This window comes from Nostoc sp. JL31 (genome assembly GCF_017114965.1).
Taxonomy (GTDB): Bacteria; Cyanobacteriota; Cyanobacteriia; order Cyanobacteriales; family Nostocaceae; genus Nostoc; species Nostoc punctiforme_A.
On sequence record NZ_JABXKO010000010.1, the window covers coordinates 1 to 14,815 of the forward strand.

Genomic DNA, 14,815 nt, shown 5'->3' on the forward strand with positions numbered 1-14,815 from the left:
CCCAGCCATACACAGATACACCCCTCTCATACGAGAAGTAGATTACCATATTTCGGTATTAGTGGGATAGGTTCACAAGAGTTAGAATTGCTGTAGTGGTTTTTCTACAAAAGGGTATACCAAATACCGTTATCATTTTGACGTAAAATACGGTATCTTCCCTCAAGAAATTCTAGCATTCTTGGAAAATTTTTGTTGATAGTAGGCTGCTGAATATAATCAATAAAGATATAAGGAGGCTTAGATGAATCTAACTCTTCTAGAAGTTTTGTCCATTGCTCAGGCAGAAAATATTCAAGTGCCCAACCACGTAGTGATGTTGCCTGAGTCCGATTGGAGAAGTAATAAATAGATGGATCGCCAGCTACATAAATCTTACCAGGAAAACTTTCTGGTTGGGAGATAAATTCAGCCTCTGAACGAAGAGATGGATATTTTTCTCTAAAAACAGTCTGATATTTAAATCGTGTATCTTCAGCTAAAGCAAAATTGTTATTAACCAGAACAACACTCTTTTTTAGAAGAGTGTGCGATAAAGGGAAGAAAAACAAAAATATCAGCAGTATTGTAGTAAATGGGGAACTCAATTTTTTTAAAGACTCCCATAAAACATCTAATCCTTTAGTTGCTAAAATCCCTAAAGGTACAAACAATAGTAAATAATGGTATTCCCAAAATGCCCCACGTTGTACAACAATCACACCCCAAGCAAAAATACACCAAACAACAAGTAGCAAAGTCAATATATTCTTAGACTTACGCAATGATACATCTACTGCAACAGTAGCGGCTAAAAGTAGAGGGTAAAAATTATTTAAAAACCATTTTATTCCTGCAAAAAGCCCATTTGGGTCAAATTGTGAATTAGCAACAATCCGAGGTGGATATAAAAAGAATGTTTGATACAAAATTGGTAAACTATCAAACCAGGCAAAATAGCTAACAATAAATAAAATAGGAAATATAATCCCCATAAAAATTGGAATAAATATTTCTACAAAAACTTTTTGAATTTGCTCGCGTTTGATTAGCACAGCATATATCAAAAGAGTTAGCCAAAATGAAAGTAATATTAGCAGAAGTATTAATTTAAATATGAGGACAATTCCACCAATAAAACCTGACATTAAAAGTAGAAAAAATCTTTGTCTTCCTTCACATTTAAAAGATTCAGAAGTCAACCAAACACAAGTAAATAAAGGCAAACTAACCAGTGCCTCTACTTGAGTAAGATGCCAAGGCTGTGAAACAGTATAGTAAACGCCAACCGTTAACAAAGGTACTAGACTTGCGATTATCGGATGCTGAAAATAGCTTTTTAGACTCAGCAACAATATTATAGACAGAAACACCATGTAAATAAGTTCAAAGAGATGGATGCCAATCTCATCAAAACCAAATAAAGTTCCTGCCAAAAAGTAAAAGCAAAAAATCCCCGGTTGCTTCACATCCCAGAAATCACGATAAAGTAACTTTCCTTGTTGCATCTCCAAAGCACCAAGTCTAAAAAATGCTTGATCTCCGTCAAATGGAAAAGGTAAATGTATAAGACCAATAATCACAATTCCAATCAAAACGAGAAGATCAATTTTATTGAATTTAGTAATATTAATCATCAAACTTTATAATCAAAAGTTAACCAACTATCTTATGCTGATTAATATCCTAACAGGGTAAATAACAAGGTAATTTTAGGATATGAATTTAAAGTTTAAAGTTTCTGCGATCGCGCCAGCACTGACCTGTTAGTTTATTAATAATTAGCTCAAGTAGCAACTAAGTCCCACGTAGTTGTGCGTGGATCGCTCATATCGTTCGAGAGGTTTGCTCTCGTCCTTGTCGATGTATTTAATTTAACTAAGTATTAAGAGGTTTTAATCTTTATGGCGGTAGTGGTATCCGTCCGTGAAGCTGCGGTAATTGGCAATGAAAAGCTATTTCTCTCCTTGCCCCTTTGTAACGCAATATGCATTTCTTTTGTTCCTCCCGCTCTTTGCTACCGTCTATACACAAGTCGGATGTAAAGTAGGTGCATAGGATTTCCAAGAGGCAAAAACTTTGGATAATCCCATCTTAATTGACGCTAAGACGATACCAGAAAAGGCATTTGAAGACCTTCGGTTGATAACAAGGGGGCAGTATTATATGAGAGGATGTTTTAAAAGTCTTCTTGTCGGTATCAAAAGTTTTAGATCCCTCTAAATCTCCCTTAAAAAGGGAGACTTTGATTCCGGTTCCCCCCTTTTTAAGGGGGGTTAGGGGGGATCTAAAAATGCTTAAAGTCACAGCGAAATACTTTTAAAACAACCTCTGGGGCGATTCGCCAACATCAATGGGTAAATATCTGGCAAATAAGTCGAGTAAATTGCTTAACGAAGGTGCTCTGATTAAATGGGAGCTAAAAATTAAAAATGAAAGTAATGCAGTTTATTAAATTTAGCAAGGTGACAGTTCACCAGAAGATATTACTATTTTGGAGATGTCTATAGAACTTTCTAGTGATGATTGTGCGATTATATTAATACCTAATAGTCCTTGTCCACCACATGAAGTAGATAGAACAGTAATACCATCTTGCTCCGCAAATCCATTAGAACCGTTAGATGTAAAGTTGGTAGTTTTAATGGGAGATATGTCTTGACCAAGAGCACCACCACTAAAGCTATAGGTTCTGTTTAAGCTAGCACCTTTACTCATTGAACTAACTGTAGCACTTCCTTGGTACAGTATCTGTATATCTTTGACGAAGAAACCACTAGGAATAAAAATCTGAGCACGTAAAATACAACTTTGACGCTGACCCTCGCTTGCACTGATTTGATCCAAGGCGATCGGTAAGGTTATAAGGGCAGATCCAGGAAGCGTATTTGTAACACTACATCCAACCGTTGTTATTGCTCCAAAAGTAATACTAGGTAAATCTTGAGCCAATGTCTTGGTCGCAATAACGTTCATTCCAAAAATTGTAGATATAGACAGTAATACACCAAACTGTTTAAAGTTCATATAGATTATACTCACGTTATTAAAGTTGTTTAAGACGGTGAATTCTCAAGATAATTAATGCAATACTTGAGCGCCTCAATCTTGATGCTTGATATTAGAAAAAGAATGTGAGGAACTCGTGAATAAATACGGTGCTTATTAAAACTTAAATCTTGTAAACGACATTCCCCAGTTGCAGGGTCAGGTGATGATATTTTAGGGTTTATTCATGTAAGTCCCTAAAAGCTATGTGTAACTTATTCTCTCACAAGAACATCGAACGGGAGCAACGCGATTTGGTGAGGTCGGGTAAAAAGGATGCGTTCAGTTTTGATTCCAAGATAATGACGATAAGGTAAACCACATCTAGTTTGCATATCTAAAATTTATATAACTCTTGTGGGGTGGGCATCTTGTCCGCCGTAGTTATGCAATTTAAATGTGGAACAGCTTATCAGCGAAGAGACAGATGAAATAAATTCCCAATTCCTTTATCGTCAAGTACTCTACATACATTGCTCCTAACTTACGTTAATTTGCTGATTGCTTTTTTGCGGACTTTGTGATAATTTCCTGTACATAACAATTAAATCCATTAAATTCGTAGAGTTACCGTAGTTTAATAAAAAGTCAGAAATATGAAAATTTCTATGAGGCTGATATTCGACCACACACAGTTGAATTTTAGGGGCACGGCATTAGCAAGATTCCCTGCCGAACCCAAAAATTGCGTAGGTGCAGCCCAACCTAAGCATCGCTATTGGGAATTAATCTGATGTCTGAGAGTAAATCTGTAGAACCTGCTTCAGTCCACAGTCGAATTCTTGTGCCTCAACGGTATAACAGGCAACCTGTAATTTCTCGGCTCGTTTCTCGTTATGGTTTAACCGTCAATATCAAAGCTGCATCCCTGACATCCGACAATGACAGCGATGGCTGGTTTGATTTGGAACTTTCAGGAAATCCCCAAAAACTGACAAATAGTTTATCTTACTTGCAAGGATTGGGAGTGAATTTGCTGCAACTAGCGATCGCTAACCAAATTCAACCCAACCAGCACACTCTAACTTTCCCAAATCCAGCTACCAAACTGAGTCCCAAAGACTCTGCATGGCTGACAAATAAATGGCAAGAACAATTCCAGCAATGGATTTCTCTGGGTCAAACCAATCGATTGCGCTTACAACTGTGCGTCTTAAAATCTTATTACGAAGAACCAGTGATTTCCGAATTAGTTTCTCGTTATGGACTAACGGTCAATATTACCAGTGCTATACTTCAACCCGATACGCAAGATGACGGCTGGTTTGATTTAGATTTGTGGGGGAGAACAAAGCAACTCTACTCTAGCCTGAGTTATTTAGAAAAACTGGGACTACCGATTTGGCTGGATTTGTCTAGCGTTTATAGCGATCGCTAAGTTAATAATTCGTAATTCGTAATTCGTAATTCAAGGACAATTTGGCTGGATTTGTCTCGGTAGCGATGTCTACGACGGGCTACGCCTACGCTAATTAATAAAATCATCACTATCCAATGGCAGCACTAAATAACCAAAAAACCAATTTCCAAAACAGATTATCACTGGTTTCTTCAGTTTCTGAAAAAAGCCAAGTCACTCAGATTCGTCTGCGGATACATATTCCCAAATGCTATCTGCAAGCGCCCGTGATTTCGCAGTTAATTTCTACTTACGGCTTGGTAGTTAATATTACCAAGGCTATGCTACTACCAAGTGCAGATGCAGATGGATGCTTTGACATTGAACTGCGGGGAACAGTGCCACAAATTTCTCGCGGTTTAGCTTACCTGGAATCCTTGAATCTTAGAATTGTTGGCAAGCCGAATGCTGACGGCGATAGCTGGTTTTACTGAAATAATTTAAATTTCATAGTACCAAATTTCTTCTTCTTTTAGGACAATTCGATGTAGGGAGAGGCGATCGATCAAGCCCTCTTGCTCAAACTGTCCAAGAACACGAGTAATGGTAACACGAGTCGAACCAATCATTTCCGCCAGGTCTTCATGAGTCAGACGCATATCTATTAAACGTCCCTTCTCAACTTCCGAACCAAACTTTTTGGATAACCATGCCAATAGCTTGATGAGCATAGTATCCACTTTTTTATGGCTACGAATGATCATCAATTCTTGAGCCTGTTGGATATGGGCAAGTAGAGTTTCTGTTAGTTCAGTCCACTGCTCTAGAGGTAAAACTGTTGCCTCCACTTTAGTTAGGCATTCCATCTGATAAGGTTCTAATTTTGACAAACTCTTACCAACAACATCTCCAGGGCCCCACAATCCTAGAGCAACAGTTGTACCATCTTCCAGATAGGTAAAAGTCCTGACGAAACCCGTTTCAATCTTCCAAAGATCGTTATGATGCTCTGGCAGAAATGACCTACGGGCAAAAACTTGCTTAGTATTGTTACTGCTTGGACTAGATAAGCTTGTGTACAAAGACACCATATTATATAAAACTATTCTCCGATAAATTAACCGTAGTATTACATTTATATCAGGTTATAAGAACCTATGGGTATTTTAAAAAAGGGAATAGGGTACAGGTTACAGGGTACAGATAATTCCCTATCACCTGTCACCTCTCCCCTCCATTCCCTAAATTCCCGCACCATCAAGAAAATCTTCAATCATCCCATCAGAATTATTAGTCTTAGGGTTGTTGGTTTGTTCGTCGCCAAGTTCAGTAGGAGACGAACTTGATTGTTCCAACTGCTCAAACTGTTTCTCTAGAGACTTGACACGTTCAAATAAAGCGCGGATTACTTCAGCTTCAACGTCGCGTACTTTATCATGATCCAGAACATTGCTATTTAAGTTGTTCTGACGAGTTACGCGCCCTGGAATCCCAACTACAGTAGTGTTACTAGGGACATCTCGTAGCACCACAGAACCGGCTCCGATACGGACGCGATCGCCAATTTGAATATTTCCCAATACTTTCGCACCTGCTCCCACAACCACATGAGAGCCTAAAGTTGGATGGCGTTTGCCGCTTTCTTTGCCAGTCCCGCCAAGGGTGACACCTTGATAAATCAGAGCATAGTCGCCCACGATCGCAGTCTCGCCAATCACTACTCCCATACCGTGGTCAATAAACACTCCCTGGCCAATTAATGCCCCAGGATGAATTTCAATTCCGGTTAAAAACCTACTAAGATGAGAGATGAATCTTGGTATAAACGGAATTCCAATTTTATACAGCCAGTGTGCCAATCGATGAAACACTAGAGCTTGCAGTCCAGGGTAACAAAACAATACTTCTAGCCAGTTACGGGCTGCTGGGTCACGCTCAAAAATGGTTCGCAAATCAGTTAGTAGCATACTCTGTTGAGATTTTTGTTGGTAGGTGAGGCTCTGAAAACAGAAACTCAGGATAATTCCCAGAAAAAGATCAAGTCCTTTATGAGAATTGTGTAAAAGTACAATCTACGGTAAGTCGATAGAGTATAGTGTTTTTGTGGGTAATAAGTGGGATGCTATCACATTCCACAGTTGAAAAAAATTAATTTCGCATAAACTGCGATATGTCCCTCAATTCACCGTAGTATGTTGAGTACAGTGTTGAATAGCCAAAACTACGCTCTCTTGGATCTATCTTCCAAAGTGGAATACGCGCTGCTGGCACTCTTAGAGCTGGCAAGCCACCACGGAAAAAAACTTCCTTTAACCATGAGCGAGATTACTGCCAAGCAACCCATACCTGAGCGCTATCTGGAACAAATTTTGACCAACCTCCGGCGTGCTGGTGTGGTGCAGAGTCAACGCGGCTCTAAAGGAGGTTTCGTTTTAGTTCGGGAACCTTGGCAGATTACAATACTTGAAATTGTCACTTTGGTTGAAGGCGAGCGGAAAGAGAAAGATACCTCTAACTCTCCGACTCTAGAAAAGACTCTGGTTTATGAAGTTTGGGAGCAAGCTAACGCTGCCTCAATAGAAGTTTTGGGTCGTTATACACTCCAAAACTTGTGCGACGAAAGAGAAACTCGTGCCCAGCAGAGTCCAATGTATTATATTTAGACACGACGGAGTACCCCCATGCGGATAGCGAAAGATATCACAGAGTTAATCGGCCGAACTCCTTTAGTTCAATTAAACAAGATTCCCCAAGCTTCAGGAGCGGTTGCTCGGATTGTGGTGAAGCTAGAAAGCATGAATCCAGCATCTTCTGTGAAAGACAGGATTGGCGCGAGTATGGTGGAAGCGGCGGAAGAAGCAGGCTTGATTCACCCTGGAAAAACTGTTTTAGTAGAGCCGACTTCTGGAAATACAGGAATTGCGCTAGCGATGGTGGCAGCTGCCAAGGGCTACCATCTCATTCTAACGATGCCTGACACAATGAGCCACGAAAGACGATCCATGCTCAAAGCTTATGGCGCTCAACTAGAGTTAACGCCAGGGGTAGAAGGGATGCGAGGAGCGATCGCTCATGCAGAGCAGCTTGTAGCTAAAACGCCCAATGCTTATATGTTGCAGCAGTTCCGCAACCCTGCTAACCCGAAAGTTCACGCCGAAACCACAGCCGAAGAAATTTGGAATGATACCGATGGAGAGGTAGATATTCTCGTGGCGGGAGTCGGTACCGGTGGGACGATTACGGGAGTTGCAGAAGTTATTAAAAAACGGAAGCCGAGTTTTCAAGCGATCGCAGTTGAACCAAGCAACAGTCCGGTATTGGCAGGCGGCAAATCAGGGCCTCACAAAATTCAGGGTATTGGCGCGGGATTTATCCCAGCGATTTACCGTTCAGAACTGGTGGATGAAGTGATTCAGGTAGCGGATGAGCAAGCGATCGCTTACAGCCGTCGCCTCGCAAAAGAAGAAGGATTACTATCGGGGATTTCGACTGGCGCTGCTTTATATGCGGCTATTCAAGTGGCACAACGACCAGAAAATGCAGGTCGCCTAATCGTCATGATCCAGCCTAGCTTCGGTGAACGCTACCTCAGCACCTCACTATTTAAAGACCCAGAGGAGAATGAGTGGTTGAGTAAAGTTTGATTCAGGTGGGGTCTGAATCCCCATCAATTAAGCCCAAAATCCTTGTTAGAGACGCATTAGTACAGTAGGAAGTTAGCGTAACCCAATCCAATTTCGCGTCTCTACAGGTCTAACTTCTACTCAGTCTCGCGTCAGCCTGATTGAGCAAGTTATATCAGGTTTCTAATAATGATTTTCAAAGCTTTTTAAATAATGTCGTTGCCCCTCTTTTTCCAGATGGATTAACTGTTTTCGATACCAATGGACAGTATTTAGACAGCACAGGCACTATTATCGAAGAAAAGTCTAAGAGTATTTTCTTGTTTTTTAACGATACTCAGCAAAACAAAAAACGTTTTCCTCCTGCCTTCCTCGATAAAAATCTAAAATTGGCTCGTTTATCGACTAGAATTTTCGCCAATTTCATCGGCACTTTCGTTGTTTTTCACCAAAATCATCAAACAGATACCACTAGCAGCTAGCTTTATTGGACTTAAAGCTTCGCTTTTTAATACAATAAAAACGCCTAATCCGATCAGAACAAAAGGCACAAGATAATTAACGTAGTGAGTCAATACATCAGCTATGACTCTATTGTTAATTAATTTGTATGCAACGTAGCACCAAACTCCTAACAAGAGAAAAAATAATCCGATAATTACCAAAAAACTCTCTAAGTTGCAGCTAGCAAATAAAGGCACGTAGACACTAATATTATCGCTACCATTGGCAATTGTAACAGCTGCAACACTATAGGCTTGGGGGGAAAAAAAGCTAGTAATTGTTGATGTTTGAGCTTGTTCTGTGGCAGCTAAAACTTCTTTTGATGAATCTTCTTCCCGATTCACTAAGCTACTGATACCTATGGAGATTGGTAGTAAACCAAGTAATCCAATCCAGTTTTTTGATAAAACTAATCCACCAAACAAACCCGGAAGACTAAGCATTAACAGAACTGTAAAACCGAGAAACTGGCCAGCAACTATATGCCGGGGACGAAAGTTAGCATTTATTTGAGAAAAAAACAACAATAGAATGACAATATCATCAATGTTAGTGGCAATGAACGCAATTGCCCCTGTAGTAATTTCAGTAACTAGCTCGCTCATATTTGACAGTAGTTTTCAGGTATTTAGACTACGACTGAGATGGGGAATGGGTAGTGGGGAGTGGTGTAGTTCAATTACTTGAAAGGTTAATTTGGTATGGTGGTAAATCGTAGATTCTAAAAATCCAGCATGAGTCAGCTAGGGACAGCCTTCAGTGAAGGAATAATTGCCTTTATCGCTACTAACATAGATGACATCATTATTTTGTTAATATTTTTTTCACAAATAGACGGTAATTTTCGGCGGCGGCATATCTTACTCGGTCAATATCTGGGTTTTACAGCCATTATCATCGCCAGCTTACCAGGATTTTTTGGTGGATTGGTTGTACAGCGAGAATGGATAGGATTGCTAGGATTACTACCAATAGCAATTGGTATTCAGCAATTAATATCTAGAAAAGAAGAAACTATAACAGTTCAGACAGTCAGTAGTGATTTTAGAGAACCTACACCTACTAACCCAGTATTATCTTTTATTTTGAGTATTTTGCACTCCCAAACCTATAAAGTAGCGGCAGTAACGATCGCTAATGGTGGTGACAATATTAGTATATATATCCCTTTATTCGCTGGTCAGGATCTTGCCAGCTTGGGAGTAATTCTAAGTATATTTTTTATCATGGTAGGGGTTTGGTGTGCGATCGCTTATTTTTTAAGCCGTCAACCTACCATTGCTGATATTTTAAGTCGCTACGGTAAGGCTGTTGTACCTTTTGTCTTAATTGGTTTGGGTCTATTCATTATGTACGAGCGAGGTACATTTACTCTACTATCTTGGATCAGAAGTTAATCAATATTGGATGTTGAATGCTGGATTTGGAATTGAAAATCTCAAATTGGTTACACCTGATGAACTAATTTCCAACTTACCATCATCAAAATGGCGTAAATAATAAACCGTAGTGGGCGTTGCGGAGCTACTTGGCAGATTTTAGCACCTAATAACACCCCAGGCACAGAGCCTAACCATATAGGCAGTACCAAACTCCAATCAACTGTTCCCAGGCTCAGATGACCAAGGGCTGTAAACAGCAGTAAAATTGCTGCGTGTGAAATATCTGTACCCACTAACTTCCGTGCATCAAGGCGGAAAAACCCAATCAGCACTAGGGCAAACATTGAACCTGATGAGACGCTAGTTAGACCGACAAAACAGCCTAAAATTGCTCCCAAACTAATTGTTATAAATCGACCAAAGTTAGTTTCTAAGTCTAACTTTGGCAGTTCGGGTAAATTAAATTTGGGGAAAAAAGTCAATAACAACAATTGCACTAGTGCTAACACTGTCACTAGCAAAATCATCCCGCCCAGCAAACGGAGCAAGATATTATCCAGGTTATATTCACCTGTACGTTTAATGAAGTGCAAAATCCCCACTCCGAACAATGAGCCTGGAACACTCCCAAATGCCAGCCATTTGACAACTTCTGTGTCGAGGGTTTTCTGTTCCCAATGCTTGATGCTACCAACAATTTTCATCAAGGTGGCGGCCACAACATCAGAACTCACAGCGATAGAAGGCGGAACCTGAAAAATAAAAATCAACATTGGGGTGATGAGAGACGCTCCACCAATTCCCGTCAAACCAACGATGATACCAACAAAAAAGCTTAAGAACGGTAGTAATAGATAGTGCATACTCTTCGGGGGTTTCAACAATTAGTTATCAGTTATCAAAGTCCTGTTGAGTCTCCCACTTCTATAAGTGAGCAGCGTCGGTAAGGGTTGATTAATTCCCCAAACGAAGCCTTGATAACTGTTCACTGACTTAACTACGAGCAGTTAGAGAGCAGCAACTCAGCCAAACTATAGCCCAGTGGTAGACAGGGCTAGTTATGACAAGTATCGTGTTTCTCAAGGATTCCTGGACAACTTAAAACCTGTCTGGAAGTTTTTGTAAGCATGACAACTGGCATTTAGCTCAAATAGACTTTGATAACTGCTTATTGGTCAGTCGCTCTGCTAAACTCAACTTCTAACTAGGTTTTTCTACAGTTTTACATATAAAACCACGTAAGGCGATGCACTTACCGTATTTTACTCGTAAGTATGATTAAACGTCCAGCGTATTCGCGTTGTATATTGTTCAATTATCTGGATAATACACCGCAGTCAGTCAAACTCACTACGGACTGGTTGCTCAAAAATTTACCTACAAGTTAATCACCATAAGGATAATTCCAAACTTTGTAGAGACGCGATATATCGCATTGATGCTGCAATTAGGCAACATCCTGAAAGTGATTACAATACTCAAAGTCAATTCCGATTCCCTAGTTTAATGACTCATGGAAAACTTTGTTTTTTGCAATCCAGTCAAAATCCTGTTTGGCAAAGGTCAAATCGCCAACATTGCTGCTGAAATTCCTGATAATGCCAAAATTCTGATTAATTATGGTGAGGTAGCATCAAAACTAACGGCGTCTATAACCAGGTGAAATCTGCATTGGCAAACTTTGGCTATAGCCAATGCCTAGTACCGCAAGGCGGAATTAAAAATTAAAAATTAAAAATTAATACAGCGTAAGCATTTCATTGGTTTTGAATGGGTGGTTTATTTACGCCGTACTGTACTAGTTCTGTACCCAGTGCTGAAAAAAGCTTGACTTACAAGCAACTATCATGATAAATTAAATCAAACCATTCGGTCGGTAATATTTTATTTACAGCTATTTACAGCAATTTTCAATTTAATAAACTCCCTACTCCCTACTATCAAAATCGCTGTAATGTCCAAAGGCGAAGAAACAAAAACCAGAATTCTTGAGCAAGCAGCCGAACTGTTTAATCAACAGGGGTATGCAGGTTCATCAATGTCAGACATTATGCGTGTAACTGGATTGCAGAAAGGAGGAATTTACAATCACTTCCAAAGCAAAGATGATCTCGCGCTACAGGCTTTTGATTTTGCGATCGCTCGCATTAAGCAGCATACTAGATTTGTATTACGAAACAAACGCCACGCAGTAGAACGTCTGCAAGCAATCATTGGGGTATTTAGTAGCTTCGCAGAAAATCCACCGATCAAGGGAGGGTGTCCACTGCTGAATACTGCTGTGGAAAGTGATGATGCTCATCCGGCGTTGCGAGAACGCGCTCAACAGGCGATGAACTCTTGGCTGCATCTAATTTGTCGAATTATTGAAACAGGAATTGAAAAGGGTGAAATTCGCGCGGAAGTGAGTGCTGATGAAATCGCTACTATCATAATCGCAACACTGGAAGGAGGCATAATGATGAGCAAGCTTTATGGAGATTCAATTCATATCCATAGGGTAATTAATCACCTGAATCAATACTTGAAAACTTCTCTTTAATTGAATAGACCGAGCAGTATTAAAAAATATCAAAAGAAATAATGCTAGTAAATAAAAACTTACACAGACCATTAGAAGTCGTATTAGCAATTCCTGTAAAAACATACGACATTGATTTTATGGGAATTGTGAGTAATATCGTGTATATAAGATGGTTAGAGGATTTACGTCTAAAGTTTTTAGATGAACATTGGCAACTCAATCAACAAATTGAGCAAGGATATACACCGATTATAGCTGGGACTGAAATTGAGTATAAACGTCCAATAAAGATTATTGATCAAGTGATTGGACGTTTATGGCTGAGTGGTTTAGGACGCTTAAAGTGGACTGTGCAAGCTGAAATTTTATCTAACAATGAGTTAGCAGCAGTGGCTAGCCAGAAGGGTAGTTTTGTCAGTCTGCAAAATAATCGTCTTATTCCCATTCCAGAAGAATTACAGAAAAAATATTTACAGTATCAACAAGGGATTCAGAAAATTTAATAATTAGGAATACTTCGATATTTTTTTGAATATTTACAGACCGTTCGGTTTGTTTATAAACATAATTTGGACTATAACACCGATTCTTGATGAATACGCGAAATAAACCCCTTGCGAAGAGCAGATGGGGAGGTGTCCTCTCATTCGCACTTCTTGCAGAAGTGGGGAAAAGGGTAAGGGGGTAAAGGGTAAAGGTATGGAATTTTCCCTTTTATTGCCAATCTCGTAAATATACGGGAACTTCTTGTTTTGAATTTTGGTCACTTTATGTCACTTTGAACAGCAAGGTGGTTCTGACTCCAATCCATTAGGTATAGTCCAACTCAGGCATTGCAGCATTATTATGTCGTCCAATTTAACTGACCCTAACTCTTCGGTAAACCACTGTACCCATCCAAAGGTATGTACAAATGCTGTTATCCGTTGTCAGCTTTTCCAGACTTGTCTTTATATATACAATAATTACACTTTGTTAGTCAGATTAACGCAGACTTCAAGTAATTTTAAATCCCTAAAATGGATGTTTGCTTATGGTAATATTTGGTCATATCTAACCAAATATTACCATAATTATTTATATCTATACTAAAAGTTTATGAAAGCTATATTAAACGACACTTCAAACACTTTTGCACCCAAAAACCTCTATACTAGACTAGACTTTGATCAATTTGAGAGTTTTGTTAATTGCAACACCAAAAACTATCAATTTTTAGATGAAATACTAGCCTATCTTATAGTCTATAGTTTTTAAGGTTTAGTCAAAACTATATCCAGTATCATCAAAAAACTGCAAACTTCATGTGGTGCAAAAATCAAGTGGGGAGTGAAAACATGAATTTACGTAGAGATGCATTGCAAATCCTCAAAGAAACTAGCCGAACTTTTTATATCCCAATTAGTCTTTTACCGCCAGGATTGCAAGAAGCAGTAGCATCAGCATATTTGTGTATGCGTGCCATTGATGAAATTGAAGATCATCCCGAACTAGATAACGCTACTAAAGCAAAGCTGTTAAGAACCATTAGCCTGACATTACAGGCAGGAGTTGATGGCTTTGCGGTAGATGCTTTCTTTGCGGGATTTAGTGGGTATGAGAATTCATTAGAAGAAGTCACTTTGAGGATTAGAGAATGGTCACTGCTAGCACCAGACACCATTGCACCTCGAATTTGGGATGCCACTGCTGCAATGGCAGACCGGATGGCTTATTGGGCAGAAAAAAACTGGAAAATTTATACGGAATCTGATTTAGATCGTTATACCTTTGGAGTTGCAGGTGCAGTGGGACTGTTACTTTCTGACTTGTGGACTTGGTATGATGGAACACAAACGAACCGTACCCAGGCGATTGGTTTTGGTCGGGGTTTACAAGCAGTTAATATCCTGCGTAACCACAATGAAGATTTGGGGCGTGGGGTAGAATTTTTCCCAGAAGGTTGGAGCGCAGAAAATATGCAAGAGTATGCCCGGCGCAATCTAGGCCTAGCCGAAGCTTATATCAAAGACCTTCCTACGGGGCCAGCCTTAGATTTTTGTCAAATCCCCTTCACCTTAGCAAACGGCACTCTTGACGCCCTTGCTAATGGTAAAGAGAAACTCAGTCGCAGTGATGTTTTTGCACTTATCGAACAGCTGATTAGTGTGAACATGAAAGCTAGCTAATAATCTCTTAACGACTAATGGAGATGATTCTAAATTGCCTCCAAATTTGGGCATCCAAAATCCTACAGCGGTTTTCTGTAGGGTAGCCAGTCCCGTCTTGGGGTTTCCCCAAATATAGTAACTGGCGTTGGGCACTGCCCTCCAATATCTTTAAATACCAATTCTCCTATACAAACAACCAGATTAAAGCTGATTTTCTCAATGGGGCAACAGCACGATACACGTCACAAGCCTTGAGAGAGCGTCAT

At 39.7% G+C, this 14,815-nt stretch carries 15 protein-coding genes and 1 pseudogene; 10 read left to right on the forward strand and 6 right to left on the reverse strand.

The window, feature by feature from the left end:
• Positions 1 to 104: 104 nt before the first annotated feature.
• Both HWQ43_RS00505 and HWQ43_RS00510 read right to left on the reverse strand, forming a co-directional pair.
• Complete coding sequence (locus HWQ43_RS00505) at positions 105 to 1,616, reverse strand: hypothetical protein (protein ID WP_292728785.1); 1,512 nt, start codon at positions 1,614 to 1,616, stop codon at positions 105 to 107.
• Positions 1,617 to 2,436: 820 nt separating this feature from the next.
• Complete coding sequence (locus tag HWQ43_RS00510; protein WP_292728787.1) at positions 2,437 to 3,006, reverse strand: hypothetical protein; 570 nt, start codon at positions 3,004 to 3,006, stop codon at positions 2,437 to 2,439.
• Between the two features lie 754 nt (positions 3,007 to 3,760).
• On the opposite strand from HWQ43_RS00510, the gene HWQ43_RS00515 reads away from it, so the two are divergent.
• The gene (locus HWQ43_RS00515) at positions 3,761 to 4,405 is read left to right on the forward strand and encodes an NIL domain-containing protein (RefSeq protein ID WP_292728790.1); all 645 of its coding nucleotides are present in this window, start codon (positions 3,761 to 3,763) and stop codon (positions 4,403 to 4,405) included.
• Between the two features lie 116 nt (positions 4,406 to 4,521).
• A complete protein-coding gene (locus tag HWQ43_RS00520) occupies positions 4,522 to 4,860 on the forward strand; it encodes an NIL domain-containing protein (protein ID WP_292728793.1) in 339 nt (112 codons plus the stop codon).
• A gap of 6 nt (positions 4,861 to 4,866) precedes the next feature.
• Here the strand turns inward: HWQ43_RS00520 and HWQ43_RS00525 are convergent, their stop codons facing one another.
• Together HWQ43_RS00525 and cysE are read right to left on the reverse strand one after the other, a co-directional pair.
• On the reverse strand, positions 4,867 to 5,457 hold the full coding sequence (locus HWQ43_RS00525; protein WP_292728796.1) for a Crp/Fnr family transcriptional regulator: 591 nt from the start codon (positions 5,455 to 5,457) through the stop codon (positions 4,867 to 4,869).
• A 150-nt stretch (positions 5,458 to 5,607) separates the two neighbouring features.
• The gene (cysE, locus tag HWQ43_RS00530) at positions 5,608 to 6,384 is read right to left on the reverse strand and encodes a serine O-acetyltransferase (RefSeq protein ID WP_292728855.1); all 777 of its coding nucleotides are present in this window, start codon (positions 6,382 to 6,384) and stop codon (positions 5,608 to 5,610) included.
• A gap of 174 nt (positions 6,385 to 6,558) precedes the next feature.
• Here cysE and HWQ43_RS00535 point away from each other — a divergent pair, with 174 nt between their 5' ends.
• The 3 genes from HWQ43_RS00535 (at position 6,559) to HWQ43_RS33660 (ending at position 8,471) form a co-directional block, all read left to right on the forward strand.
• A complete protein-coding gene (locus tag HWQ43_RS00535) occupies positions 6,559 to 7,029 on the forward strand; it encodes an Rrf2 family transcriptional regulator (protein ID WP_292728799.1) in 471 nt (156 codons plus the stop codon).
• Between the two features lie 18 nt (positions 7,030 to 7,047).
• A complete protein-coding gene (gene cysK, locus HWQ43_RS00540; protein ID WP_292728801.1) occupies positions 7,048 to 8,010 on the forward strand; it encodes a cysteine synthase A in 963 nt (320 codons plus the stop codon).
• A 140-nt stretch (positions 8,011 to 8,150) separates the two neighbouring features.
• The gene (locus HWQ43_RS33660; RefSeq protein WP_366932761.1) at positions 8,151 to 8,471 is read left to right on the forward strand and encodes a DUF3574 domain-containing protein; all 321 of its coding nucleotides are present in this window, start codon (positions 8,151 to 8,153) and stop codon (positions 8,469 to 8,471) included.
• Here HWQ43_RS33660 and HWQ43_RS00545 read toward each other — a convergent pair.
• Positions 8,388 to 9,098 carry a cadmium resistance transporter gene (locus HWQ43_RS00545; RefSeq protein WP_292728804.1) on the reverse strand — a complete coding sequence of 237 codons (711 nt, stop codon included), beginning with the start codon at positions 9,096 to 9,098 and terminating at the stop codon, positions 8,388 to 8,390. The genes HWQ43_RS33660 and HWQ43_RS00545 overlap by 84 nt on opposite strands.
• Positions 9,099 to 9,227: 129 nt before the next feature.
• Here HWQ43_RS00545 and HWQ43_RS00550 point away from each other — a divergent pair, with 129 nt between their 5' ends.
• On the forward strand, positions 9,228 to 9,890 hold the full coding sequence (locus HWQ43_RS00550) for a cadmium resistance transporter (protein WP_292728806.1): 663 nt from the start codon (positions 9,228 to 9,230) through the stop codon (positions 9,888 to 9,890).
• A 50-nt stretch (positions 9,891 to 9,940) separates the two neighbouring features.
• On the opposite strand, the gene HWQ43_RS00555 is transcribed toward HWQ43_RS00550, so the two are convergent.
• Entirely contained in the window at positions 9,941 to 10,738 is a 798-nt protein-coding gene (locus HWQ43_RS00555; RefSeq protein ID WP_292728809.1) for a sulfite exporter TauE/SafE family protein, read from the reverse strand.
• A gap of 650 nt (positions 10,739 to 11,388) precedes the next feature.
• Here HWQ43_RS00555 and HWQ43_RS00560 point away from each other — a divergent pair.
• The 4 genes and pseudogenes from HWQ43_RS00560 to HWQ43_RS00575 form a co-directional block, all read left to right on the forward strand.
• A pseudogene (locus HWQ43_RS00560) lies at positions 11,389 to 11,552 on the forward strand (NADH-dependent alcohol dehydrogenase); the annotation flags it as partial.
• Between the two features lie 277 nt (positions 11,553 to 11,829).
• Positions 11,830 to 12,417 carry a TetR/AcrR family transcriptional regulator gene (locus tag HWQ43_RS00565; protein ID WP_292728812.1) on the forward strand — a complete coding sequence of 196 codons (588 nt, stop codon included), beginning with the start codon at positions 11,830 to 11,832 and terminating at the stop codon, positions 12,415 to 12,417.
• A gap of 41 nt (positions 12,418 to 12,458) precedes the next feature.
• A complete protein-coding gene (locus HWQ43_RS00570) occupies positions 12,459 to 12,902 on the forward strand; it encodes a thioesterase family protein (protein ID WP_292728815.1) in 444 nt (147 codons plus the stop codon).
• Between the two features lie 834 nt (positions 12,903 to 13,736).
• The gene (locus HWQ43_RS00575) at positions 13,737 to 14,567 is read left to right on the forward strand and encodes a phytoene/squalene synthase family protein (RefSeq protein ID WP_292728820.1); all 831 of its coding nucleotides are present in this window, start codon (positions 13,737 to 13,739) and stop codon (positions 14,565 to 14,567) included.
• Positions 14,568 to 14,815 lie beyond the last annotated feature (248 nt).